Consider the following 25,838-nt stretch of genomic DNA (forward strand, 5'->3'; position numbering starts at 1 on the left):
CAAATCCAACTCACATCATGATTATTCAGATTATTCAGAAACGTATGCTATGCTCTCTCTGATTCCAATAAAAGGGAGGGATCATCAGTGTCCATCACTTGGCATCCGCCGTAATTGTAAGCGCTTCCTATATAGCGGCGGCATGAAAAAAGAATAGGAGGAATGAATGTGAAGAAATTAATCAGCATCATCTTTATCTTTGTATTAGGGGTTATCGGGTCTTTGACAGCGGCGGTTTCGGCAGAAGCAGCTTCTTCGTTAAGCTCGGGCAAAGTAAATCCGCTTGCCGATTTCAGCTTAAAAGGCTTCGCGACACTAAACGGCGGAACAACAGGCGGAGAAGGCGGTCAGACGGTAACCGTAACAACGGGAGATCAGCTCATTGCGGCATTAAAAAATAAGAATGCAAATACGCCATTAAAAATTTATGTCAACGGCACTATTACAACCTCAAATACATCCGCATCAAAGATTGACGTCAAAGACGTGTCAAACGTATCGATTGTCGGGTCAGGGACCAAAGGCGAACTCAAAGGCATCGGCATTAAAGTATGGCGCGCCAACAACATCATCATCCGCAACTTAAAAATTCACGAAGTAGCTTCCGGCGATAAAGACGCGATCGGCATTGAAGGCCCTTCTAAAAACATTTGGGTTGATCATAACGAGCTTTACCACAGCCTGAACGTTGACAAAGATTACTATGACGGATTATTTGACGTCAAAAGAGACGCCGAATATATTACATTCTCTTGGAACTATGTGCACGATGGCTGGAAATCCATGCTGATGGGCTCATCGGACAGCGACAATTACAACCGGACGATTACATTCCACCATAACTGGTTCGAAAATCTGAATTCGCGGGTGCCGTCATTCCGTTTCGGAGAGGGCCACATTTACAACAACTATTTCAATAAGATCATCGACAGCGGAATTAATTCGAGAATGGGCGCACGTATCAAAATTGAGAACAACCTTTTTGAAAACGCCAAAGATCCAATTGTCTCTTGGTACAGCAGTTCACCAGGCTATTGGCATGTATCCAACAACAAATTTATAAACTCCAGGGGCAGCATGCCGACTACCTCTACTACAACCTATAATCCGCCATACAGCTACTCACTCGACAATGTCGACAATGTAAAATCAATCATCAAACAAAATGCCGGAGTCGGCAAAGTCAATCCATAAACTTTGAGGTGAAACGTTCGGAGGCATTCCGAGCGTTTCACTCATTTCCATCCTCATACGCTTTCCAAACCGTAGGCAGCAGATCGGAAAGTTCATGTGCGAGAAGCGTATGGGCCGATCTGGTCTTTGTCCATGCATCAGCACATGCGCCATGCAGGTGGACAGCATTCAACACCGCTTCTCTCGGATTCTCATGACAGCACAGCATTCCGAGAAGCATCCCGGTTAACGTATCTCCGGTTCCTCCCTTTGCCAGCGCCCCGTTTCCCGTTACATTCCTCCAGCACTTGCCATCCGGGAAAGCAATGATCGTTTCATTGCCTTTCAATACAAGAGTAACACCGTGTTCCTCTGCATAATCTCGAGCATAACCGGCCCGGTTCGTCTCAATTTCTTGAATGGACAAGCCTGTCATTTTCGAAAATTCCCCCGGATGCGGCGTTAATATCACCGGTGCTTCCCTTTCTTGATACGTTCGTTTTGAAAGAGCACCCGCATCAAGGACAACCGGGCAGTCTTTCGTCAATACATTCCGGACCGCTTGCTCAGTCATTTGCGAAGGCGGCAGCCCCGGCCCGATCGCAATCGCCCGGTAAGGTTCGGCAATCTCGCCGGACGCCGCCTTTTCTAAGCCGTCCCGCCAATACGTCGCTTCAGGGAGAACGGGGACGATCAACGGAATGGCACTTCCGCACGTTCCGATGACAAGCTTTCCAAGACCGCTCCGCATCGCCCCAATTCCTGCAAGGAGAGCCGCTCCCGGCATATCATCGCTTCCCGCGAGCAAAAGGCCGGTTCCATAAGTTCCTTTATGACTTCCATTCCCCCTTTTCGGCAATGAGCCCTTCACACAGTCTTTCGTCCATATCGGCAATTGTTCTGCAGACATCCCGGATCACACCTTTCAATACAAAGTTTAAACAAACGTTTAATTAAATACTAACTGAATCATACCCTTCACCGCTCTTTAACATGCAAAATAAAAGCAGTTGATGAGCGGGCCATATAAAAAAAGACAGCTTCTCGACTTGAAGCTGTCTTTTGCGGTTTTCTACTAAGAAAGCCGGCCGACAGGCGCATCCAGACGATAAAGTCTTGAATAGCGCGGATTGTTTTCCAAAAGCTGCTGATGGCTCCCTGCCATTGCAAGCTTCCCTTTGTCTAAAAACAGAATCCGGTCGGCCGCTTCGGCTCCTGCCAAATGGTGTGTAATCCATAGAACCGTCTTTCCATCAAGCACTTGAAACATCGTTGATAGAAGCTCTTTCTCTGTTTTAGGATCAAGACCTATAGTCGGTTCATCCAATACAACGATTGGCGCATTCTGCAGCAGAATCCGCGCCAATGCAATCCGCTGACGTTCTCCGCCTGAAAAACGAATGCCCGTTTCCTGAACAGATGTATGATATCCTTCGGGTAGAGACTGAATATAATCGTGAAGCTTCACCTGGCGCGCCGCCCAATACACGTCCTCATCGCTCGCGTCAGGGTTTCCGAGCCTGATATTATTCAAAACCGTCGTATCAAACAGATGCGGCTGCTGATTAAAAACGGAGACTGCGCGTGAGATTTCTCCCTGAAGAGACTGCACAGAAATGCCGTTCAATGTAATGTTTCCTTTAGAAGGAGCGAGCGCCCCTTGTATTAACGACAAGATCGTCGATTTACCAGCGCCGCTCGGCCCGAGCAAAGCGGTCTTTTCCCCCTGCTTTAATATAAATGAAACACCGTCCAACACCGGATGGCCTTCTTCATAAGAAAAACAAACATCTTCAAAGCGAAGCGTGACATCGTCCAAACCTACAGCCTCCGCCCGTTCCTGCTGAACAGCGCCTCCAATTTCTTCCCTTTTCGGCGGCTCAAGCCCGTCCATTCTTTCTAAAGAATCCTGATACTCAGGGATTGACGCCGCTGCGTCTGAAAGCGGAAAGAAAGCTTCTGTCAAAGGAAACACAACAAGGACAAACGCTGCAATAAACACAGGAGCCAGGGCGCCTTCCGCGCTTTGTCCGCCCGCCCATATTAACATCAGAAGAACAAGTCCTGCCGCCAGGCATTGCATGGCAAAGTCCCTCCAACGACTGAAGCGCATCCGTTTCTTTTCGATCGCCAGCCATTCCTGCTCTGCCGCTTCATACGCATGGACGAAGTCGTTTTGCCGGCCGCTGAACACCCAGTCGCTCACGCCCATGACCGCGTCTGTCAGCTGACGGTACAAGAGGCTTCGTCCTCTTTTCAGCGCAACATTTTTCGCCCTTGTCACAAGCAGGGAAACAAGCGGAACAAGAAACACGAAAACCGCTGCATAGATCGCGATCAGCCCTGCAAAAGGCCATGAAAAAAAGCCAATAGCAGTGATGAATACGCCATATAAAAGAAGCGCCGACAGCCCGGGAAATACCGTTCTCAAATACATGTCCTGCAAATGCTCAACATCGTCGGCCAAAATGCCGAGCATATCCCCCGTCCGAAAGCGTTCACGCCATTTTAAAGCTTGAGGTTCCAGCATCCTGTAAAGCCTGACGCGCATATCGGATAAAATTTTCAAGATGATATGGTGTCCGGTCAATCGCTCAACATAGCGCGACACCGAGCGCAGAATCCCGAAGGTGCGGACCGCTACGATCGGGACATAAATCATCAAAACATTTTCCGGACGCGTAGCCGCTTTGGATATTAAATAACCGGAGGTAAACATGAGAGCTGCAGCCGAGCATGCCGTCAATCCGCCAAGCAACACGACAATGATCAAAAGCCTTATATTTTTCTTGATATAGGGCAGAATCCACCCGTCTTCATTGTTCATGATGCACCTCCAAACGACTGCGCCTGCACAAGCTCGTAATAAACGCCCCGCTTTTCAATCAATTCTTGATGTGTACCGGTTTCAGCCACCTGTCCATTCTTCAGCACGATAATTTCATCCATATCAAGCATCCAGTGAAGACGATGAGTTGCCATAAAAACCAGCTTGTCTTCAAACAATTTCAGCATCGTTTTTTTCAATTCGTATTCTGTTTCGATATCCAAGTGAGCGGTCGGCTCATCTAAAAGGAGAATCGGACGGTTGCCTAGGAAAGCCCGGGCAACGGCTGTGCGCTGCGCCTGTCCGCCGCTTAATGCCCTCCCGCCTTCACCGATCCGCTCCTCTAAGCCGGACGGAAGCTGATCAATCAGCTCCGTCAGCCCGGCGGCTCTTGCTGCCTGTTCAACTTCTTCGTCAGAAGCGCCGGGATGATAAAAACGGATATTGGCTCCGAGCGTATCCGGAAAGATATAGGGATGCTGCGGAATATACAGGAGCTGATTTTGCCAGCTGTCTGTCTGCAAATGCGTCCTCTCTTTTCCCCCGACTTTGATCACGCCGCTTTTCGTTTCCAAGAAACCGCCGAGCACATCGATAAGCGTAGATTTTCCGGCACCGCTTTCTCCGATGATTCCGATTTTTTTCTTTCCTTTAAACGATAGAGAAATGCCGGATAATGAGGAGTTTTCCTCCTCATCATGCCGCACCTCTACATCCTTGAACTCGATTTGATCGTTGTCTGACCATCGCTCAAGATCCAAAGGCGCCTCATCCTTGAAACCGGGCGACTCCAATATCGCCTTGATCGCTTTACCGGCTTCCCGTCCGTTCAACGTAGCATGATAGTCATTGCCGACTTCCCGGACAGGGAGAAAAAACTCAGGCGCAAGAATCAGAATGGCTAGCGCCGGCTCCAGTATGATAGTGCCGTCAACAAGACCGAGACCGAGAAAAACGGCTACGGTTGCCACGGACAGCATGGTGAAAAAATCCAGTGCAAACGAAGACAGAAAGGCAATTTTAAGCGTGCCCATCGTCGCTTTCCTGTACCGTTCGCTCACATGAAAAATATTCTTCGTATGTGAACGGCTCATGCCCAGCACTTTCAATGTTTCCAGGCCGCGCAAGGAATCAGTAAAATGATTTGAAAGCATCTCATACGTCTTCCACTGGCTGTCCGCTTTTCTCTTTGCCGCATAGCCGAGAAGGATCATAAATGCGATTAAAATCGGCAGCGTAATCATTAAGACTGCAGCGGAGGATGTGTCTTTAAAAAAGACATAACAGACAACCGCCGGCGGTATAACAGCCATGCTGATCATTTTTGGCAAAAACAGCTCCAAATAGCGGCGAAACTGCGCAATTCCTTCCATCGCGAGTGTGACGACGTGACCTGTTCCTTCTTTTCTCGCCAGTCCGGGGCCGGATTGGAAAAGCTTCTCCAAAAACTTTTTCCGCAGGTCGGCCCCCGTCTTGGCGGCATAATCAAAAATCAGCCTTTGCCTGACAAGGGTCACGGCATGGCGGAATAAAAAAGCGGCGGTAAATAAGATGATCAGCGGAACAAGCGAACCGACCCGCTCGCCGTTAAAAAGGCGGGTCACCGCTTCAGCAAGCCATTCGGCCTGCATGATAATAGCTGCGCCCTGCATGCATGTCAGTACGGTGAGTGCTGCAAGAATTCGCTTCATTCCTTTATATTGCAAAAGATCTTTTCCCATTAATAAATCATTGGCTCCTTACTGCTGACCCGTTTTCGAAAAACATAGTAGCTCCAGATCTGATAGCCCAGCACGAACGGAAGCAGTGACAGCGCGACGATCGTCATCACTTTTAAAGAATAGTCTCCTGATGAAGCATTATAAACCGTTAAATCATATGCGCTTTTGACCGAGCTGATCATGACGCGCGGGAACAGCGCAGTGAAAATCGTCGCCACTGTGAGGGCGATCCCAGCCCCTGTCATAGCAAATGTCCAGCCGTCGCGTTTTTGTTTCATAAATACGATCGACAGCACATAACAAACGACAATCAGAGCCGCAAGAGGTATCGTCACATGTCCCCTGCCCGTGAACAAGTCCGTTTCAAAAATGGATAAAGCAACAAAGGCAACAAGCGCCGCCAAAACGGCGAATACGACTTTTTTAGCCAGCTGTCTTGCCCGGTCGCGCAAATCGGCTTCCGTTCTCAACGTAATAAAGATCAGGCCGTGCAGCAGGCAGAGAAGTGTAACGGTGACTCCCCCTGTTACGGAATAGACGTTCACATAGTCAGTAAAACCGGCGTGCAGATTCATATCGGCATCAATCGGCATACCGCGCAAAATACTGGTAAATAAAACACCGAACAAAAACGGGGGCAGAATGCTGCCGAAGAATACGACCCAATCCCATGTTTTCTTCCATTTTGCGGTTTCGACTTTCCCTCTAAATTCAAACGCGACTCCGCGTCCGATCAATGCAAGAAGAACAAAGACAAACGGAATGTAATATCCGCTGAACATCGTGGCATACCAGTTTGGAAAAGCCGCGAAAATCGCGCCTCCCCCAGTCAGCAGCCAGACTTCATTGGCATCCCAGAAAGGGCCGATCGTATTGATCATCACCCTCCGTTCAAGCTCGTTGCGCCCGAGAAACCGGGTCGCCATTCCGACGCCGAAATCAAAACCTTCAAGAAAGAAAAAACCGATGAACAGCACAGCGACTAATATAAACCAAAGTTCATTAAGAGATACCATGGTAAACCTCCTGATCAAACGGGTCTGTCGATACGGAATCGTCATGATGGTGGTCATGGTGTGCAGCCCCTTTTTTAATCTCCCGCACAAACAAGTAGACAAGAACGAGCGCCAGTACAAGATAAATCGCTGTAAACGCGATGACGGAAAACAGCAGCATTCCCGCTGATACGTTCGGCGACACGGACTGCGCCGTTGTCAAAATACCGAACACCGTCCACGGCTGGCGTCCGATTTCAGTCATGATCCACCCCGCCGTATTTGCAATGAATGGAAAGGCGATTAAAGCCACCATCGTCCGCAAAAACCATTTGCTTGTTTCAAGTCTTTTACGGAAGCTGAGATAGAGGCCAGTCAAAGCGGCAACGATCATTAAAAGTCCTGAACCGGCCATGATTCTGAAGCTCCAGAACGTCGTTTTCACCGGCGGAATATAATTTCCTTCTCCGTATTTTTCTTCATATTGCTTTTGCAGCGTCTTCATTCCGGGCACATCGCCGCTGAATTGTTTATAAGCCAAATAGCTGAGCGCATACGGGATGCTGAGCTCTGATTTGTTTTCCTGCTTGTCCGCGTCAATGTTCGCAAGCACCGTCCAAGCTGCAGGATCGCCGCTGTCATCCCAAAGCGCTTCGCTGGCAGCCATTTTCATCGGCTGGCTCTTCATCAGATGCTGGGCCTGCTCATGACCGCTGAACGCTACGCCGATGCCGGAAACAAGCGCCACAATCATCGCGATTTGAAAGGATTTTTTAAAAAAGAGCAATTCCTGTTTTTTCAGCATTTTATACGCGCTGACACCGGCAATGAAAAACGCTCCGGTGGCAAGCGCACCGAAAATGACGTGCGGAAATTCAACCCATAGCTGCGGATTTTTAATAATCGCAAAGAAATCGGTCATTTCCGCGCGGCCGTTTTTGATCGCGAATCCGACAGGCTCCTGCATAAACGAGTTGGCCGCTAAAATCCAAAACGCCGACATGATCGTTCCAAGCGAAACAAGCCAGATGGACAGCAAATGAATCTTCTTCGGAAGCCGGTCCCAGCCAAATATCCACAAACCGATAAACGTCGATTCCATAAAGAAAGCAAGCAGCGCCTCCACCGCGAGCGGAGCGCCGAATACATCACCGACAAAGCGGGAGTACTCCGACCAGTTCATTCCGAACTGAAATTCCTGTAGAATCCCGGTGACCACACCGACTGCAAAATTAATTAAAAATAAGTGCCCCCAAAATTTAGCCATCGTTCTGTAAATGTCTTTTTTCTTTACGACGTATAGAGTTTCCATTAAAGCAACCATAAAGACAAGCCCGATTGACATCGGCACAAAAATAAAGTGAAAGATCGTTGTTGAAGCAAATTGAAATCTTGCCAAAATGAGTTCGTCCACTGTTCCAGTCTCCTCCTCTTTGTTCTAGCCGGACCGTTGCCGAATGGCATCACCCTTGCTCAAAGTTTCACATGAATCTTATGAATATGATCACAGACAAAAGGGTGACCTTGGCCCACATTGATGTTCCGTTATTATCCGGATGGTTATTTATACCTGTACTTTACCGCGAATCCCTTCTTAAATAAAGTACATATTCCCTAATTTATGGATGTCATTGTGACAATTATCCGAAGAAATTATAGCTATTTTGTGACACTGTGGTTAACAAGAACTAAATCAGCATGAGAAAAATGCCCCTCATTCCCGCGGAGCATTTCGTCATTCAACGATTGCGATTCTCTGCGCAAAGCCTTGCGGATCAAAAGAATACCGTTATATGCAATCAAACAAATTCGGCGCTTTCCTTCAGCTTGAAAACGCCTGACGGAAAGTCCTGCTATTTTGTCCAATCTGTGAAATCTTCCCTCAGCCTTTTGCGCACGTCCTTCATCTATGCCTTCATGCAGCACTTGCTGATTACACTGCGCATTTACCTGCTTGCTGCCGTATCCCTCCCTGTCGAGCTATTTTTGAAACATCGCTCCCTCAGGCTTTTACGAATGGATGGAATATTTATTACTTGAAAATAAACAATAACGATACCCTGTTTATTCTATGAAAATCGAACCATACATTTGTTCAAACAAAATACACAAAATTTGTGAAATGTTTCACAATATCCTGCTATACTTAGTTTGTATTTATGATAGATACTTCTTAAGTAAACACTTGATGGTGGTGGAAAACATGGAATCAAAATCACTTGTTCTAGTCGAAGAGCTTGCCTTAAAAAAGCAAAGCATCTTTATGCAAAGCCCGCTTCGTTATCTTTTACGAGCTATGCTGGCCAGTATGTTTATCGGGTTCGGAGTCATTGTAGCGTTTAAAACGGGGAATCTATTTTATGTTGAACATTCTCCGTTCACATATCCAATTGCAGCAATCACATTCGGGGGCGCCATCATTCTGATCGTCTATGGCGGAGGAGATTTATTTACGGGAAATACATTTTATTATACATTGGCTGCGCTTCGTAAAAAAATGCGTTGGCCCGCTGTTATCAAGCTGTGGATGTTCAGCTATGCAGGAAATTTAATGGGCGCCGTGTTTTTCGCAGGCCTCATCTTTGCGACCGGTTTATTTAAGGATCCTTCTTCCACCGGCTTTATACTTAGCGTGGCGGAACATAAAATGAATACGCCGGTGACCGAATTGTTTTTCAAAGCGATTTTGTGTAACTGGCTAGTCTGCCTTGCGTTCTTTGTTCCGATGGCGCAAAAAGGAGACGGAGCGAAAATGTTCTCTATGATGCTGTTTGTTTTTACTTTCTTTATTTCCGGTTATGAACACAGCATCGCGAACATGGCCACTTTTGCCGTCTCTCTGGTCACCGAGCATCCGGATACGATTTCGATTGCAGGCGCAATCCATAACTTGATTCCGGTAACCCTCGGGAACCTGATCGGAGGCGCGTTTATGATGGGCTTCATGTACCACTATGCAAACAAGCCGGGCGGTGAAGAAATCATCAAATAAAAAGATTGTCCATTTTTAAAGGATTCTAAATATGCAGGTTCCCTTCATAAAATCGTGGTAACTTTAAAAATGGAGGTTCAGCAGATGCAAAGTTTTCATTCGCTTTGCCAGCAGTTTGGACATATTTTAAATTGGGAGCCGCACATTGAACACGGTGTCTGTTCTGTCAGCATCAAACGGAATTTGCGCGTCACGATTCAAGGAAGGCCAAGCCGTGGAGTCGGCATGGAAGAAGTCATGTTCGAGTCGCTCGATCAAAACGGAATCGCCTTGAATATGGCCGAAGTTGCCATTTTGCCTGAAGAAATTCCGTTGTTTACAAAAAAGCTTGTCGATCAAGGCATCATCATCAGCGCTCTCCACAATCATTGGATTTTTACAAAACCGAATATTTTATATATTCATTTTCAATCTGTAGAACCGCCGTTAACATTCGCAAGAAAAACAGCTGCCGCTTTATCCGTATTGCGATAAAGCAGCAGCTGTTTTCTTTATCCGTTCATTTTTCCCATTTCTGAAAGTGCGACCCTTTCGACTGCTTTGGCCACAATCTCGTGAACATCAGGATTCAGCGGATCAGGCACAAGATCGCCTTGTTTTGTGCAGGATGCGATCGCTTCGGCGGCCGCGACCAGCATTGGGTGGCTGATCGATTCCGCTCCGGCATTTAACACGCCCCTGAAAATACCGGGGAACCCCAGCACATTGTTGACAGACCGTCCATCCGCAGCGTAGGCTGCCCCGGCCTCAAGCGCATCCTCAGGCTCAATCTCCGGCTTCGGATTGGACAGAGCCAAAATCACCTGGCCTTCCCGAACCCATTTCTTATTGATCAATCCCGGAACGCCGGTTGTCGCGACGATGATATCGCAGCTTTCCATCAATTCTTCGATGCTTTCAGCCGCATGGCCGCCATAGTTCTCTAAACGCGCCATCGCCTCAAGCGATTTATCCGTTCCGATGACACGTTTTACCCCATATGCCATAAACATTCTGCAGATCGCGACCCCTGCCGCACCCAGGCCGATTTGGCCGACATGGGCCTGCTTCAGATCGACCCCTGCACTCTTGGCGGCTGAAATGGCGGCCGCCAGTGTCACCACCGCAGTACCGTGCTGGTCGTCATGCATGACCGGAATATTCAGGTCGTTTTTCAGGCGCTCTTCGATTTCAAAACAATGCGGTGAACCGATGTCTTCAAGCAAAATACCGCTAAATCCGGGCGCAATGTTTTTAACCGTCCGCACGATTTCGTCAGGATCATTCGTATCAAGCAGAATCGGAACTCCGCTGATGTCTGCAAGCTGGTCGAAAAGCGCGGCCTTCCCTTCCATAACAGGCATTCCCGCCACAGGCCCAATGTCTCCCAAGCCTAGGATGGCCGTACCGTCCGTTACAATTGCAACCGAATTGCCGATGCCTGTATAGATATTCGCTTTTTGCGGCTCTTCTTTAATAAGCTCGCACACATTCGCGACACCCGGCGTATACACCCGCCGCAGATCAGCGAGCGAGCGGATCGGCATCTTGCTTTTCACGCGGATCTTGCCGCCTTCATGGGCAGCCAGTACGTCGTCTGAAACGGTATGAAGATGGATGCCTTCTTTTAAGTTGCGGATCACTTCAAGGATCTCGGTAAGCTGTTCTTCATGCTCAACTTGAACCGTAATGTTCCGCATCGTATAATTCGGCCCCACCTTGATCGTTTCAACCTCTCCGATATCACCGCCGGCAAGGCCGATCGCCGTTGTCACCTTTCCAAGGTTTCCTGGTGCTGAAGGGATTTCCAGCATCAAATTCCGAATAATATTGTTGCCATTCATAACAGAATACCTCCATCAATTGTTTTAAAATCGGCTACTGAACCGGCGAGTCTTTTTTATCGGTGTACCAAATAAATTTACCTGTGTATCCGTACAAAATCGCAAGGCCGATTGAAACAAAGCTCAGCCACATGAACGGCAGATAAGAGAAGGTTGACACGCCGAGAATCCCCGCCATATATATACCGTTGTCTGACCACGGCACCATGCCTGACGTCATCGTACCGCCGACTTCCGCGTTTCTGGAGAGCACCCTCCGGTCAATTCCGAGCTTGTCATAGCTTTTCTCCATAATTTTCGGTGTTAAAATGAGCGAGACGTACATCGCGCAGCCGAACACATTCGCCAGGAAAGCGACGATAATCGTCGAGAATGTGACGTTGCCGGCAGAAGTCAGCTTTTGCTGGAATTTGGACACGATCACTTTTAGAACGCCTAAGTGCTCCAAAAGGCCGCCAAAGCCCAGACCGAGAATGATAACGACGACCGAACCGAGCATGCCTTGAATTCCTCCGCGGTTTAAGAGCTCGTCCATAAATTTGATCCCGGTGTCGATGGAAAAGCCGTTGTATGCCGTACCAAGTGCATCCGCAAAATTCATGCCTTGGAAGACCGCAGCCCAGATCGCCCCCAAAAGTGCGCCGATCGCGATCGTCGGCACAGACGGCTTTCTCATGGCCAAAAGAACGATAACGATAACAGCCGGAACAAGCATCCAAATATGAATATCAAACGTGTTTTGCAAAGAAGTTTTCAAAAATTCGACTTTCTGCAAATCGACATTTTTACTACCGTAAATAAATCCGGTAATGGTGAACAACACCGCCGTGATCAAATAGGCGGGAACCGACAAATACAACATCGCTCTGACATGGGTAATCACTTCGACCTTTGAAAGGGATGACGCAAGCACTGTACTATCGGAAAGCGGTGATAATTTATCTCCGAAATAGGCGCCGGACAGCACGGCTCCGGCTACAAGCGGAAGCGGTAGCCCCAGCCCTTCACCGATTGCCATCATGGCGATCCCGGCCGTTCCTACAGTACCCCAAGACGTACCTGTGGCCACAGAGGTGATCGAACAAATAATGAGCGTGGCAAGCAGGAATATGCTCGGATGGATAAACTCAAGCCCGTAATAAATCAAAGTCGGCACAACACCGCCGGCTATCCATGTACCGATCAGAGCGCCGACGGCAATCAGGATCAATATCGCTTCGAGTCCGTTTGAAATTCCGTTTGTAATCGATTTTTGCAAATCTTCATACCGGTGCCCCAGGCGCAGACCGAGCAAAATCACTAAAAACCATGAAATAAACAATGCCAGCTGAATCGGCAGATCAAATTTGACTGTAAATGAACAAACTATCGCTAAAAATGCACCTAATACACAAATGATTTCCAACATTGATGGCAACCGTGCTGTTTTCAACCTAAATCCCCCTTATTATTGAAACGCTTTCAAAATAAGCTACATAAAAATAGCAATCTGCTTCAATTTTTTCTTAAAAATTTAACTAACAACGAACAGTATACCACGAAAAAGGCTGACGCGGTACCACTTCACCGCTGTTGTCCTTTCTCTTCATAAAGTTATTGAAGGAAAGCGAAAACACTCTGTGTTTCTATCCCGGTAAAATGCTTCAGAGTGTTTTCGCGTACTGTTTTTTCAGCTTAATCCCGATTTAAAAGTTCAGCCCCGGCAATCCCCGGTTTTGTCATTTCATAAGGATTCAAAATCAGATCAAGCTCTTCTTCTGTCAACACATCGTTTTGAAGACAGAGATCGCGGACGGATTGCCCTGTTAAAATCGCTTCTCTTGCAATTCTTGCAGCTGCTTCGTAGCCAAGATGCGGGTTGACCGCAGTAATGACGCCTGCGCTTTTTTCTACATATGCCTTTAAGCGTTTTTCATTCGCTTCGATTCCTGCTACACAGTGATCGGTAAACGAACGGAATCCGTTGTTCATGATGCTGATGGACTGCAGGAGATTAAAGACGAGCACTGGCTCCATCACATTCAGTTCGAGCTGTCCGGCTTCAGAAGCGAGACAAATCGTATTGTCGTTTCCGATGACTTGGAATGCGATTTGGTTGATCAGCTCGGCCATAACCGGATTGACTTTCCCCGGCATGATGGATGAACCCGGCTGTCTTGCCGGAAGAGAAATCTCAGCAAGTCCTGCACGCGGACCTGATGCCATCAACCGAAGGTCGTTGGCGATTTTCGACATGTTCATCATGCATACTTTTAATGCAGCCGAAACTTCAGTGTACGCGTCCGTATTTTGCGTCGCATCCACCAGATGGTCAGCGCCGACTAGCGGAAGACCGCTGATCTCAGCCAAGTGCTTGACAACATTTTCAATATAGCGCGGATCCGCGTTCAATCCCGTTCCAACCGCGGTAGCGCCCATATTGACTTCATACAGATGCTGACGCGATTGTTTAATCCGTTTGATGTCGCGTTCAATCACGCGGCTGTAAGCTTCAAATTCCTGCCCAAGGCGGATCGGCACTGCGTCTTGAAGATGTGTGCGGCCCATTTTAATGACGTGGTCAAAGTCGCGCGCTTTTTTCTTAAACGCGTCAAGCATGTATTCCATTGTGTCCAGCAGCTTTTCCAGCTGCTTGAGCGTTGAAATGTGAATCGCCGTCGGGAATACGTCGTTTGTCGATTGAGACATGTTGACGTGCGTATTCGGACTCAGGTGAATATACTCGCCTTTGTTGTGGCCGAGCAGTTCAAGTGCACGGTTTCCGATGACTTCGTTCGCGTTCATATTCATTGAAGTTCCTGCGCCGCCTTGAATCGGATCAACGATGAATTGATCGTGCAGCTTTCCTTCAAGGATCTCATCAGCGGCTTGGACAATGGCATCTCCAAGGCCTTTATAAAGACGTTTTGTCTCCATGTTGGCAAGCGCGGCCGCTTTTTTCACCACTGCCAGCGCTTTGATCATTTCTTCGTGGATTTTATATCCTGTAATTGGAAAGTTCTCCGCTGCCCGCAATGTCTGAATACCGTAGTAGACATCGGCCGGAATCTTTTTTTCTCCGAGAAAATCCTTTTCCGTCCGGTATGTCATTTCAGTTTTCATTTTTTAACCCTGCTTTCTTTTTTTAGATGATGATATCGTCTGCAATTGGCGTTTCCATAATCTTTTTGACTTCAGCTTGTTGTCCGGTTTTTCCTAGTGCCCACATCAGCTTCGGAACGATCGCTTCGGTGTTCATATTCCTCGAGCGGATGATGGCATCTTGGTTTACCTTGCGGCCGACCTCGTAAATGCTCATATCCTCTCCTTCTTCAAGGCATTGTGTCGTAATAGCTACGACTACTCCGGAATCGATCAGCTCGTTCACTTTTTCTAAAATGTTTCTTTTCTCAAAAGGAATGCCGCCGCTTCCGTAGCTCTCAATCACAATACCTTTATATGAACCTTTCAGACAATCAAAAAACTCAGGCTTTAATCCGGGATGAAGCTTCACCAGACAAACATCGGTATTTAAGGAGGTATCGAGTTTCAAAGCGCCTGGCTTCACTTCGGGAACCCGTTTGTTATACTCGATCTCCTTGTCATGAATGAAAGCAACGTAAGGATAATTGATGCTTTCAAATGCATCGTAGCTTTTTGTTCTTAATTTGATCGCTCTCGTGCCTAAAATGACGCGGCCGTCAAAGACGACGTAAACTCCGCCGATACCGTCGCACGCGAAGCGGACCGCATCTTTAATATTTTTTTTCGCATCCGTTTTCTTAAATGTAATCGGAACTTGGGAACCTGTAATCGCAACAGGCTTATCAATATTCTGCAGCATGTATGAAAGCGCCGCCGAGGTGTAGGCCATCGTATCGGTTCCGTGCGTGATCACAAATCCGTCGTAGCTGCTGTAATTCTCATATACAGCCTCAGCCATCATCACCCAATGTTCAGGCTGCATGTTGGTGCTGTCTATATCCATTAAAGATTGGCAATCTATCGTATAATTAGAATGGTCATCAGATAAATAGTTGAGAAGCTCTTCCGCTTTAACCCCCGGAGCCAGTCCGTTTTCGCCTTCTACTGAAGCGATGGTCCCGCCGGTGGTCAACAGCAGTAACTTTTTCATGTGCTACACCTCTTTAAGAAGTAGTTGTTTTATACAGTATAAAGCATGTTTTGTTTTTACGAAGAAGGCTTGATACATCAGGAATGTATACGCTTTATGCGTACCTTCAATGCAATTATAGTCCTCAAATGTGAAATAATCAAGAAACTTTATTCATTTCGCGTACACTTTTGCTGATAATGTGCTATAATCACTGTGTATTAAAAGGAGCGTAAGATATGAATTTAGATCGATTAACAACACTGAGAAAAAATAAAAAATGGTCATTGCAATATACTGCCGACCGCCTCGGTATTGCGAAAAGCACTTACGCGGGCTATGAATCGGGCTACCGCCGCCCTTCTTTAGAGGCGCTTATCGAAATCGCTGATTTATTCAATACTTCCACTGATTTTTTGCTTGGCAGAGTTGACGATCCCCGGGATGAAAAGGCTAAAAACGAAGCCATTGAACTGACGGAATGGGATAAGCTCAAGCTGGCAGTCGACGGGACGCTTCTTTCCGAAGAAGAAATCAAGCAGATGGTTGCGTTTATCAAGGTCAAAAAAGAGCTGGATGCGGGGTAAAATGACAGCGGTTAACCGCATGCTGCAAGTGTTATAAAAAGAAAAAAACTTGACTGGCCTTTTTAGCCAGTCAAGTTTTTTTGCTTTTATTGATGTAAAAATTTCACACAAACCGCTTCAGGAGCAGGAACTCCGGACTGCAAATGCGTCAGCCGGCCCGTTGTCCGGTCTCTTTCAAACAATGTCAATGTCCCTGTTTCCTGGTTGGAAGCGATTAAAAATTGTTCTGAAGGATCAATCTCAAAGTCGCGCGGCCATTCCCCTTCAGTTGATACGTGTTCAACCAGGGAAAGTTCGCCCGAATACTCGTTGATGCTGAAGACGGCGATGCTGTCGTGTCCGCGGTTTGAAGCGTATACAAATTTGCCGTCTTTAGTGACATGGATGGCGCCGCCCTGGCTTGCACCGTCAAACCCTTCCGGCAATGCCGAAATGACTTGAATCTCCCTGAATTCACCCAAATCAGGATTGTATTCCAACACGATGACTTCATTGCTCAGCTCCGTTAATACATACGCATACTTTTCCTGCGGATGGAACTCAATATGCCTCGGCCCTGACCCCGGTGCAGTTGCGTGTTTTTTCACCGCTTCAAGCCGGTCCTCTTTCAATTGATACGTAATGATATGATCCGTACCGAGATCGACGGCTACTGCATACTTCTCATCAGGTGTGAATCCGGAATAATGAGTATGCGCTTTTTCCTGCCTCTCATGCGGTCCTGTTCCCTCATGCTGCACTTTTGCTGAAGGCTCAAGCAAGCCGCGGCTTTCATTTAAAGGGTATGCCATGATCGTCCCGTTGTGGTAATTGGCGGACAGAACATAGCGGTTATTCTGATCGACGCTGACGTGGCAAGGCGATGGTCCTTCCCCGGCCTGCTGGTTGACGAAAGTCAGCTCTCCTGTGGAGCCGTCAACACGGTATGCGGCAACCCCGCCATTATCGCCGTCTTTGACCACTGCATAGAGCATTTCATTGTCTTTGGCGATATTCAAATATGTCGGACTGCCCAGCTTTGCTGCCGGCTTTGGCGTGCTTAACGCCTTTTTTTCCGTATCAAGCTCAAATGTATAAATCCCTTCGCTGTCTGCTTTTGTATATGTTCCGATATAGCCTCTGTATTTTGCCATTTGATCCTCTCCTTTTTTGACAGTCGTCCATTCCTATTTTAACTCACAGAAACTGAATTATCATGATCTGGTATGCAAAAACCTTAAGCGCTCACATGAAAAAAAATTTTTTATGATATTCTTAACTTAAGAGACCTTCACTGCCGCTTTTATAATGGAATCGCTCATTTTCGGCAGCGGAGACTTGTTCATAGGAGTGTTCAAAATGACGAAAATCATGATTGTCGAGGACAGCGAAGACATTCGGAAGCTTTTATGCGATCATTTAGAAAAATACGGATACGAAACTGTTGCAGCTACTGATTTCACCTCTATCCTTGAAATGTTTCTCCAAGAGAAGCCCGATCTGATATTGCTTGACATCAATCTGCCGGCATACGACGGGTACTACTGGTGCCGGCAAATCCGCCAGCATTCGACTTGTCCGATCATTTTCATTTCAGCGAGAAGCGGAGAAATGGATCAGGTCATGGCGATTGAAAACGGCGGCGATGATTATATAGAAAAGCCTTTTTCCTATGAAGTGGTGCTCGCTAAAATTAAAGGCCAAATTCGCAGGGCATTTGGAGAATACGCCGTTAAGCAAGGAGAAAAAGTGATTGAATTTGAAGGCGTTCAGCTGTTTGTCGAACGATTTGAGCTGCGCTGCCGGGATGAGAAGCTCGAGCTTTCAAAAAAGGAAAGCAAACTCTTGGAAGTGCTGCTTGAAAGAGGAGAAAAAGTGACAAGCAGAGACCGGTTGATGGAGAAGACATGGGAAACCGATACATTTATAGATGAAAACACGTTAAATGTCTATATTACAAGGATTCGCAAAAAATTGCGAAGCATGGACGTGCCCTTCTCAGTTGAATCAGTGCGGGGCGAAGGGTATCAGCTGAGGGCGAAATCATGAAGCTGTTCCTAAAAAACCATGCCGTTCTCATTCTTCTGTTTCTTTTTCAGGGCGGATTCGTGTTTTTTTACTATTGGTTTGCCGGCATGCAGACTTTCACCCACCTTTTTTACATTCTCGGCGTTCAGCTTCTGGCGCTGGCGCTTTATCTTTCGTACAAATGGTATGAAGAACACAGAGTCTACCAGTGGCTCGGCTCAGAACAAAAAGATACAGAAATTCCTTTTTTGGGGACGGCTGAATTTTGCTCAGAGCTCTATGAAAAACATATGGAGCTGAGCCGGCTCCACCACCGCAAAATACATGAGATGGAGTCCAAGCTGGAAGACAGGGTAACCTACATGAATCAATGGGTGCATCAGGTGAAAACACCGCTTTCCGTCATCAATCTGATCATCCAGGAAGAGGACGAACCCGTTTTTAAACAAATCAAAAAAGAAGTCCAGCAGATTGAATACGGACTGGAAACACTCCTCTATTCATCAAGGCTTGACCTGTTTGAAAAGGATTTTAAAATTGAAGCCGTGTCACTTGGCGAGCTGCTTCATTCTCAGATTCAGCGCTATAAACGCTATTTTATACAGCATCGGGTCTATCCAAATAAACAGGTTCCCGCTGAAGACGCCGTTATTTACTCCGATCGCAAATGGCTCAAGTTTGCCGTTGGCCAGGTTATCACCAACGCTGTGAAGTATTCGTCAGGAAAAAGCGAACGCATCGATATGACGCTATTCCGTAATGGCGAACGCATCATCCTGGAAATCAAAGATTACGGAGTCGGAATTCCTTCACAAGATTTGAAAAGGGTATTTGAGCCTTATTACACCGGGGAAAACGGACGACGCTTTCAGGAATCAACGGGCATCGGCCTCTACCTTGTAAAAGAGATTGCGGAAAAGCTCAATCATGATGTGAGCATCGCTTCAGAAGAAGGGAAAGGAACGACTGTGCAATTTTCGTTCCTTACAAAAATGTAAGTCTTCTTTAATAAAACCGCATAGCTCATCCATATCCTCCTTGATATGATTTGTTTACACAAACAAACGTGGCAAGGAGGATTTTTTATTTGCAATCCAAGTTTATGAAAAGAATCGACACAATCGATGATACGCTTTATGCGGAATCATTTTTATGATCGACTTCAGGGCAGGCGGACCCTCAGCCATCTGATCGCCCAAATAAACGTCACTTGTTCAGCGCTTCTACATGATCTTTTCCTTTTTGTTCGTCATTATCGACGCGCTGAACAAAAAACGAGGCCCGCCATACTTTGCTTCTGCACACCGGCCATTCAGCATTCCGAATGGGCACTGGAGTGGATGTGAAGAATCGCAACATATTGGAAGCGGGCACCCCTAAAAAGCACCGCAAAAGGAGGATATCATGACAGACATGCTGATCGTTAAAAACATCAATAAAACATATAAAGGACAAGTCTCTCATCAGGCTTTAAAAGATATTTCATTCAATGTCGAGGGCAGTGAGTTCACGGCGATCATGGGGCCGTCCGGCTCCGGAAAAACGACGCTTCTCAATATCATTTCGACGATTGACCGCCCCGATTCCGGCGACATTTTGATTCGCGGAGAAAATCCGCATCATCTGAAGAGGGCCAAGCTTGCCCACTTTCGCCGCAGACAGCTCGGATTCGTATTCCAGGATTTTAATTTGCTGGATACGCTGACGATCGGTGAAAATATCATGCTGCCCTTAACGCTTGAAAATAAACCGCTTTCCGTCATGGAAGATAAACTTCAGGCGATTGCTGAAAAACTCGGCATCGAACAACTTCTGAATAAACGGACGTTTGAAGTATCCGGCGGACAAAAGCAGCGGGCGGCCATCGCAAGAGCCGTCATTCATCAGCCCGCTCTCATCCTCGCCGACGAACCGACAGGAAACCTCGATTCGAAGGCGTCAAAAGACGTAATGGAAACGATGCAGCATCTTAATGAAAACGACAATGCCACGATATTGATGGTCACGCATGACCCTGTTGCCGCAAGTTATTGCCGGCGCGTCATTTTTATTAAAGACGGAACATTATTCAACGAAATCCACCGCGGCGCCAACCGCCAAATATTTTATGAAGAGATACTGAATGTGCTGTCCATGCTGGGAGGAAACGCCAATGACCTTTCTTCAGTTCGCTTATAAAAACGTCGTCCGGAATAAAAGAGCCTACCTTGCCTTCTTTTTAAGCAGCGCGTTTTCAGTGATGGTTTTTTTCACATTTGCGATGCTTTTGTTCCACCCCGCTTTAGAGAAAGGCTACTTAAACACCATTGCAAAGCGGGGATTATCGGTGGCTGAATGGATGATTTTCGCCTTTTCCATTCTGTTTGTGCTTTATTCCGTCAACGCCTTTCTCAAGTCGAGAAGCAGGGAATTCGGGATCCTCACCATCCAGGGAATCGCTCCGGGTCAATTGAGGAAGCTGATTACCGCAGAAAACATCATCATCGGCGTGCTCTCGATCGTTACAGGGATCATCGGCGGTCTGGTTTTTGCAAAAACATTTTTTACGATCGGCGCTTATATTTTGGAAATGGACGCTTTGCCATTGTATCTGCCTTGGAAAGCGCTGGCTCTCACAGCCGCCTGCTTTCTCATGCTGTTTATTTTGCTGTCGCAATTTACGGTTTTGTTTATTAAATCAAAAACCGTTACCAAGCTGATCAAAGGCACAGGGAAAATAAAACCTGAGCCAAAACCGTCTGTTATCTTTTCGGTCATCGGCATCGGCTGCCTCGGCTCAGGCTACTGGCTCGTATTGTTCGCCGACATCCATTTTCCCCAAGCCGTCACGATCTTAATTCTGACGATCATCGGGACTTATTTCTTCTTTCGCCAAAGCAGCATTTGGCTGCTGCGGCTCTTAAAAAAACGGAAGTCATTTTATTTGCGCGGAAAAAACGTGCTTTGGGTATCCGATCTTGTCTATCGGCTGAACGATAATGCCCGTCTGTTCTTTCTCGTTTGCATCATTTCAGCCGTCGCCTTTACCGCCACTGGCACATTGGTGATTTCCAAGACTTCCATCGGAAAATTGGATTCTCAATATGAGATAGAGTACTTATTATACAGCGGGAACCAAAAGGAACAGACACACGTTAAGCTGATGGAACAAAAGTTGAAGGACGGACATTTTTCATATGAAAAGGAAGTGACAAAAGGAATTTATATGAGCTATAGCCAGGGACCCTGGGTGCTCCTGACCTCTGAAGGCGAATTCCAAAAGCACTTTAAGTCAGATTCCGGCGAACTGAAAGACGGCGAGGCGATGTATTATCCGAACGCCATCGAGGCGAAAGAAAAGCCGGAAATTCCCAAGACCTTGAACATGTTAAACAAAGATTCGAAGCCGGCAAATGAACGCCTAAAAGTGAAAGGTATTAAAAAACCGCTCATTTTGTTAAACAGCGTCGTTGTCGTAAACGGCAAAACCTTCGAAAAGCTGAAAAAACAAGGCGAATTCGTCACATTGTATGGCTATAACTACAACCGCTGGAAAGAGAGCCTTGATATGATCCAATCACTGGAAAAAGATCTTAGAGAAAAAGCTCCCAATATCCGATTTCAATTTGACGCAAAGGCCAGTACTTATTTTGAAACTGTTCAGCTTCCAAGCCTGAGTCTGTTTATCGGCCTTTTTATTGCGGTTCTCTTTTTTACGGCATCCGGAAGTTTTCTCTACTTCCGCCTGTTTACCGATCTTGAAGAAGATCAGCAGCGCTATCGGTCGCTTGCAAAAATCGGCCTGAGCGAAAAGGAAATGTCGCAGAGTGTGACGATTCAATTGGCCATCCTGTTCTTCTTTCCGTTCGCTCTTGCAGCAGTTCATACGTATTTTGCGATGAAGACGCTCGAGGCGCAGAGTCTTGGTCATTTTGCAGCTCCGGTGTTGATGACGATAGGCGGATTTCTGACCTTCCAACTATTATTCTTTATGATCATTCGAAAAAGCTATTTGAAAAAATTAAAAGGATTTTTAAGGTGATAAAACATGAAAAAAACAATTTCTCTGATTACAGCCGGTTTGGCTGTTGTATGCATTGGTGCATTTCTATTAATTCATCATGAGGTGACAGACAGGTTCAATCCACTTGTGAAGAAAGAAAGCGTGTATGTCCAAATCAACAAAGACGGAAAGCACTTGAGTCCGGGCCGCTATGAGTACACGCTGGAAGGATATAATGACACTGGGAAGGAAAAAGAAATTACATTCTCCTCCAGCGCCTCCCTTCGAAAAAACGCCTACCTAAAGGTACACGCGAAGGGAAAATACGTTGAGACATGGGAAGAAGTACAGCCCGGCGATATGCCGAGTGCAGTTCGGACCAAATTGATCAGGCAGTAAAAAAACGGCGTCTAGCCGTTTTTTGTGTTACTATAATTTTACAGATTTCCGAAACTTTTTGGCCCGTTGTTCGTAGTAAAACAGAAGTCATATTGGTTAGGAGGTTTTCATATGATTGTTGGAATGATCGGTTTTATCCTGGTGGGATTCTTCCTCTACGCCGCCATGGCGCCGTCCGACGGAAACAACAGCGGCAGCAGCTCTTCAACTTTCTTTGTCGGGGGTCCTGATTCATCCGGCGACAGCGGAAGTGATTTCGGTGGCGGCGGAGATTGTGGCGGCGGCGGTGATGGCGGCGGCTGTTAAGACCCGCGGGCTGCCTTTCCCTATCTTCTGCTCGGACCCTTAGGCTGTATGCAGTTCTTGCTGCAGTCAGCCGGGTATGTTCCAGCCATCTCACTTCATCATTCATTCACCATCTAACTCCAAATACGCCATCATCAATCCAGTTGTTTAACCAGACTTCCGATTGGGAATGATGTAAAGACAGCAGATTCCCGCTCTTCAAACGATTTAAAAGTCACAATTAATCGATTCTGTTACAAAATATATAAAACTTTGCACCTACTTGTTCGATATTAAAAGAAGACATTCACAATAAGGAGGGTTTTTTCCAGATGATTTTTTTACTGGTTTTATTGGCTCTGTTTATTTTGTATTCATTCTTTTTTGACAAGAGCAACAAAAGATCTTATACAAAAGCGGCACCGAAAAGCAGAATATTGATCCGCCAGGCAGCTGCGCCGACCGGATTTTTGAGGGTCATCGAAACCGCACCCGGGCAGCCGGTAAACCGCCGAACCTCTGAAGGTATGCGTCCAAATCTGCGGCTTGTCATGAGCCCGACGGACCAAAATGAAAAAAAATAAAGAAAGCGGCATCATGATAAATGCCGTCTTTCCTATTGTATGCTGTGTTCCACCATTCTTCCAAAGGCGTCCGGCGACATTCCCGGCGAGATGCGGACCCTGTGCAGCGCATACATCCCCTGATCCCTAGCAGCCGCCCCCGGCTCTGTCGTCACCGCCATTTGATACCCCGCCTTCTCAGCCTGTTTGAGCGTTTCGGCATTATAGCGTCCAACTGGATAACTCAGCATGGTTGTGTTCTGCTGAAGCATGCCGTCAAACAATGTTTTGGAACGAGTCATTTCACTCAGCTGCTGCTCTGGAGCAAGTCCGTTCAATTCGACATGATTGATCGTATGGCTTTCGATAGCAATACCGTGTTCGGCCATTTCTTTCATTTGGCTTTCGGTTAAATGATTTTTTCTGCCGACCGATTTACCGATCATGAAAATTGTCGCCTTCATCTCATAATCTTTCAAAATCGGGTACGCTTTTTCAAAGTTATCTGTATAACCATCATCAAACGTAATCAGCACGCATTTTTCACTCGGCATTTTGTCTTGTGTTAAGACAATATAGGCTTCTTCAGGTGTCAGTGTGTAATAGCCGTTATCCTTCAGCCATTTCATATGTCCGCGGAACTCCGCCTCCGGTACGCGCAGGCTGTTTCCTGTGGAAATGCTGTGATACATGAGAATCGGAATGCGGGCGGGGCCCTTCACTTTGATCCACTTGGAGGATGGATCATGCTCCGCCTGCTGTTTTGATTGTTTTGCCGCTTTTTGAGCCGTATTTGGTTCTGTTTTTTCCTCTCCTTTTGCTTCATGACTGGAACACCCGTACAGCATTCCCATCAACATAAGCAGCAAAATGAGCAGTTTCGTTTTTTTCACAAGTATTCCCGCTTTCTATCTATTGAATCCTTTTTAATATCGGTTTCGGAACGAGCATTTTTCACCGTTCCTGCTTTGATGATGAAAGCCAAGCTTTACGCAGTATGCTGATCCCTTCTTCAATTTCCGCTTCAGAAAGCCCCCCAAATCCCGCCATGACGATGGAAGAGCTGCTTTTATGTGGCTCAAACCAGAAATCTGATACCGGATAAACTTTCACACCGAGTTTTTCCGCTTTATGTATGAGGTCTTGTGCATGTCGGTCTGTCTTCATCAAAATATGGAGCCCCGCTTTTTCGCCGATGATTTCCATGTCATTTCCGAAATGCGTTTTAATGGCCGATATTAATGTTTTGTGCTTTTCTTGATATACTTTTTTCATTTTACGGATGTGTCTTTCGAAAAAACCTTCTTTCATAAATAAAAACATCGCTTTTTGAATGATGGGTGAAGCGGACTGGCTGTAGCGGCCAAGCGTTTCTTTAAATTCATCTGCCAGCTTTGAAGGGAGAACAATATAACTCAATCTCGCTGCCGGAAGAAATGACTTTGAAAAAGTCCCTAAATAAATGACTTTTTCTTTTTTATCAAGCGCTTTTAAAGATGGAATAGGCCTGCCCTGATAGCGGAATTCACTGTCATAGTCGTCTTCGATAATGTAGGCATTCTCACGGCTTGCCCATTCAAGCAATTTCAGCCTCTTCTGTACCGGCAGGACCATTCCATACGGAAACTGATGAGATGGCGTAATATAAACGAGTTTGGCTCGGCTTGCAGCAAGCTGAGACAAATTGATCCCGTCTGTCTCGAGACCAATCGGCTGAAGTTCACATCCATGGTTGAGGAAAACGGAACGCACACCATCATATCCCGGATTTTCCGCCGCAACCAATCGGCCGTGCATTGAGAGCAGCTGGCAAAGAAGTCCGACTGCATACTGCGTACCGGAACAGATCACAATTTGCTCCGGTACACAGCGCACACCCCTTGCCTGAAATAAATACTTCGCCAATTCCGTGCGAAGGCCGAAATCGCCTTTATGATCGCCATACAAAAATAAGTCATGATCTCCACTGTCCATTGCATTCTGCAGACAACGTCTCCATGTTTTGAATGGAAAATGGCTTAAATCGATATCACCATATTTAAAATCATATGTTGCCGCTGAAGCTTGTCCTGTGTCTTTTTGTTCCCGATTGGTATGAATCTTCAATTGACTAGGCGGCATCAGTGTTTTCTCCAAGGGAAGCACTTTGATGCCGATCCTTGGCCTGCTTTCTGTATAGCCTTCTGCAGTGAGCTGCTGATAGGCGCTTTCAACTGTATTTTTGCTTAGATGCAAATGTTCGCATAAATAGCGGATCGGCGGCAAAAGAGCTCCCGCTGGGATGCCGCCGGCCTCTATTTCTTTTTTGATATATTCGTAAAGCTGTATATACAGAGGTGTTTTAAGCTGTTTATTGAGTAAAGGCGTTAACTCTATCATCATCTGACCTCA

24 protein-coding genes are annotated in these 25,838 nt (G+C 46.5%); 12 read left to right on the plus strand and 12 right to left on the minus strand.

The window, feature by feature from the left end; genetic code table 11:
- Positions 1-168 precede the first annotated feature (168 nt).
- The gene (locus MHH76_RS20520) at positions 169-1,194 is read left to right on the plus strand and encodes a pectate lyase (RefSeq protein ID WP_023856944.1); all 1,026 of its coding nucleotides are present in this window, start codon (positions 169-171) and stop codon (positions 1,192-1,194) included.
- A 37-nt stretch (positions 1,195-1,231) separates the two neighbouring features.
- Here MHH76_RS20520 and MHH76_RS20525 read toward each other — a convergent pair whose 3' ends face one another.
- The 5 genes from MHH76_RS20525 to MHH76_RS20545 all read right to left on the minus strand — a co-directional run bounded on the left by MHH76_RS20525 (position 1,232) and on the right by MHH76_RS20545 (position 8,130).
- Positions 1,232-2,083, minus strand: coding sequence for an NAD(P)H-hydrate dehydratase (locus tag MHH76_RS20525; RefSeq protein WP_020453432.1), 852 nt, complete (start codon positions 2,081-2,083; stop codon positions 1,232-1,234).
- Positions 2,084-2,248: 165 nt separating this feature from the next.
- Positions 2,249-4,000, minus strand: a complete 1,752-nt coding sequence (gene cydC / locus MHH76_RS20530; RefSeq protein ID WP_023856943.1) for a thiol reductant ABC exporter subunit CydC — start codon at positions 3,998-4,000, stop codon at positions 2,249-2,251.
- Positions 3,997-5,721 carry a thiol reductant ABC exporter subunit CydD gene (gene cydD / locus MHH76_RS20535; protein ID WP_023856942.1) on the minus strand — a complete coding sequence of 575 codons (1,725 nt, stop codon included), beginning with the start codon at positions 5,719-5,721 and terminating at the stop codon, positions 3,997-3,999. The genes cydC and cydD overlap by 4 nt, the downstream gene beginning before the upstream one ends.
- The gene (gene cydB / locus MHH76_RS20540) at positions 5,721-6,737 is read right to left on the minus strand and encodes a cytochrome d ubiquinol oxidase subunit II (protein WP_020453435.1); all 1,017 of its coding nucleotides are present in this window, start codon (positions 6,735-6,737) and stop codon (positions 5,721-5,723) included. The genes cydD and cydB overlap by 1 nt, the downstream gene beginning before the upstream one ends.
- The gene (locus MHH76_RS20545; protein WP_020453436.1) at positions 6,724-8,130 is read right to left on the minus strand and encodes a cytochrome ubiquinol oxidase subunit I; all 1,407 of its coding nucleotides are present in this window, start codon (positions 8,128-8,130) and stop codon (positions 6,724-6,726) included. Before MHH76_RS20545 ends, cydB begins: the two co-directional genes overlap by 14 nt.
- 284 nt (positions 8,131-8,414) lie before the next feature.
- On the opposite strand from MHH76_RS20545, the gene MHH76_RS20550 reads away from it, so the two are divergent.
- The 3 genes from MHH76_RS20550 (at position 8,415) to MHH76_RS20560 (ending at position 10,182) form a co-directional block, all read left to right on the plus strand.
- Positions 8,415-8,756 (plus strand): hypothetical protein, encoded by a 342-nt coding sequence (locus tag MHH76_RS20550; RefSeq protein ID WP_155121659.1) that lies wholly within the window; start codon positions 8,415-8,417, stop codon positions 8,754-8,756.
- A gap of 163 nt (positions 8,757-8,919) precedes the next feature.
- Positions 8,920-9,708, plus strand: coding sequence for a formate/nitrite transporter family protein (locus MHH76_RS20555; protein ID WP_020453437.1), 789 nt, complete (start codon positions 8,920-8,922; stop codon positions 9,706-9,708).
- Between the two features lie 84 nt (positions 9,709-9,792).
- Positions 9,793-10,182: a DUF1259 domain-containing protein gene (locus MHH76_RS20560; RefSeq protein WP_023856940.1), complete on the plus strand. Its 390-nt coding sequence runs from the start codon at positions 9,793-9,795 to the stop codon at positions 10,180-10,182.
- Between the two features lie 17 nt (positions 10,183-10,199).
- Here MHH76_RS20560 and MHH76_RS20565 read toward each other — a convergent pair whose 3' ends face one another.
- The 4 genes from MHH76_RS20565 to MHH76_RS20580 form a co-directional block, all read right to left on the minus strand.
- Entirely contained in the window at positions 10,200-11,531 is a 1,332-nt protein-coding gene (locus MHH76_RS20565) for a malic enzyme-like NAD(P)-binding protein (RefSeq protein WP_020453439.1), read from the minus strand.
- A gap of 34 nt (positions 11,532-11,565) precedes the next feature.
- Positions 11,566-12,963, minus strand: a complete 1,398-nt coding sequence (gene nhaC / locus MHH76_RS20570; RefSeq protein ID WP_020453440.1) for a Na+/H+ antiporter NhaC — start codon at positions 12,961-12,963, stop codon at positions 11,566-11,568.
- Positions 12,964-13,205: 242 nt separating this feature from the next.
- Complete coding sequence (gene aspA / locus MHH76_RS20575; RefSeq protein ID WP_020453441.1) at positions 13,206-14,633, minus strand: aspartate ammonia-lyase; 1,428 nt, start codon at positions 14,631-14,633, stop codon at positions 13,206-13,208.
- 22 nt (positions 14,634-14,655) lie between these two features.
- The gene (locus MHH76_RS20580) at positions 14,656-15,645 is read right to left on the minus strand and encodes an asparaginase (RefSeq protein ID WP_020453442.1); all 990 of its coding nucleotides are present in this window, start codon (positions 15,643-15,645) and stop codon (positions 14,656-14,658) included.
- Positions 15,646-15,863: 218 nt separating this feature from the next.
- On the opposite strand from MHH76_RS20580, the gene MHH76_RS20585 reads away from it, so the two are divergent.
- On the plus strand, positions 15,864-16,211 hold the full coding sequence (locus MHH76_RS20585; protein ID WP_020453443.1) for a helix-turn-helix transcriptional regulator: 348 nt from the start codon (positions 15,864-15,866) through the stop codon (positions 16,209-16,211).
- 86 nt (positions 16,212-16,297) lie between these two features.
- Here the strand turns inward: MHH76_RS20585 and MHH76_RS20590 are convergent, their stop codons facing one another.
- The gene (locus MHH76_RS20590; protein ID WP_020453444.1) at positions 16,298-17,344 is read right to left on the minus strand and encodes a lactonase family protein; all 1,047 of its coding nucleotides are present in this window, start codon (positions 17,342-17,344) and stop codon (positions 16,298-16,300) included.
- Between the two features lie 205 nt (positions 17,345-17,549).
- Between MHH76_RS20590 and MHH76_RS20595 the strand changes: the two genes are divergently transcribed.
- The 7 genes from MHH76_RS20595 to MHH76_RS20625 all read left to right on the plus strand — a co-directional run bounded on the left by MHH76_RS20595 (position 17,550) and on the right by MHH76_RS20625 (position 23,468).
- Positions 17,550-18,239 (plus strand): response regulator transcription factor, encoded by a 690-nt coding sequence (locus tag MHH76_RS20595; RefSeq protein WP_020453445.1) that lies wholly within the window; start codon positions 17,550-17,552, stop codon positions 18,237-18,239.
- The gene (locus tag MHH76_RS20600) at positions 18,236-19,216 is read left to right on the plus strand and encodes an ATP-binding protein (protein WP_023856939.1); all 981 of its coding nucleotides are present in this window, start codon (positions 18,236-18,238) and stop codon (positions 19,214-19,216) included. The genes MHH76_RS20595 and MHH76_RS20600 overlap by 4 nt, the downstream gene beginning before the upstream one ends.
- Before the next feature lie 406 nt (positions 19,217-19,622).
- Positions 19,623-20,396 (plus strand): ABC transporter ATP-binding protein, encoded by a 774-nt coding sequence (locus tag MHH76_RS20605; RefSeq protein ID WP_020453447.1) that lies wholly within the window; start codon positions 19,623-19,625, stop codon positions 20,394-20,396.
- Positions 20,371-22,239, plus strand: coding sequence for an ABC transporter permease (locus MHH76_RS20610; protein WP_020453448.1), 1,869 nt, complete (start codon positions 20,371-20,373; stop codon positions 22,237-22,239). Before MHH76_RS20605 ends, MHH76_RS20610 begins: the two co-directional genes overlap by 26 nt.
- A gap of 6 nt (positions 22,240-22,245) precedes the next feature.
- Positions 22,246-22,599, plus strand: a complete 354-nt coding sequence (locus MHH76_RS20615) for a YxeA family protein (RefSeq protein ID WP_023856937.1) — start codon at positions 22,246-22,248, stop codon at positions 22,597-22,599.
- Between the two features lie 111 nt (positions 22,600-22,710).
- Positions 22,711-22,905: a hypothetical protein gene (locus MHH76_RS20620; RefSeq protein WP_020453450.1), complete on the plus strand. Its 195-nt coding sequence runs from the start codon at positions 22,711-22,713 to the stop codon at positions 22,903-22,905.
- A gap of 311 nt (positions 22,906-23,216) precedes the next feature.
- On the plus strand, positions 23,217-23,468 hold the full coding sequence (locus MHH76_RS20625) for a hypothetical protein (protein WP_020453451.1): 252 nt from the start codon (positions 23,217-23,219) through the stop codon (positions 23,466-23,468).
- Between the two features lie 32 nt (positions 23,469-23,500).
- On the opposite strand, the gene MHH76_RS20630 is transcribed toward MHH76_RS20625, so the two are convergent.
- Together MHH76_RS20630 and MHH76_RS20635 are read right to left on the minus strand one after the other, a co-directional pair.
- Positions 23,501-24,340: a polysaccharide deacetylase family protein gene (locus tag MHH76_RS20630; RefSeq protein ID WP_020453452.1), complete on the minus strand. Its 840-nt coding sequence runs from the start codon at positions 24,338-24,340 to the stop codon at positions 23,501-23,503.
- 61 nt (positions 24,341-24,401) lie between these two features.
- Positions 24,402-25,826: a PLP-dependent aminotransferase family protein gene (locus tag MHH76_RS20635; protein ID WP_020453453.1), complete on the minus strand. Its 1,425-nt coding sequence runs from the start codon at positions 25,824-25,826 to the stop codon at positions 24,402-24,404.
- Between the last annotated feature and the right edge of the window lie 12 nt (positions 25,827-25,838).

The sequence above is a fragment of the Bacillus sp. FSL L8-0193 genome (genome assembly GCF_037976065.1).
GTDB classification, from domain to species: domain Bacteria; phylum Bacillota; class Bacilli; order Bacillales; family Bacillaceae; genus Bacillus; species Bacillus paralicheniformis.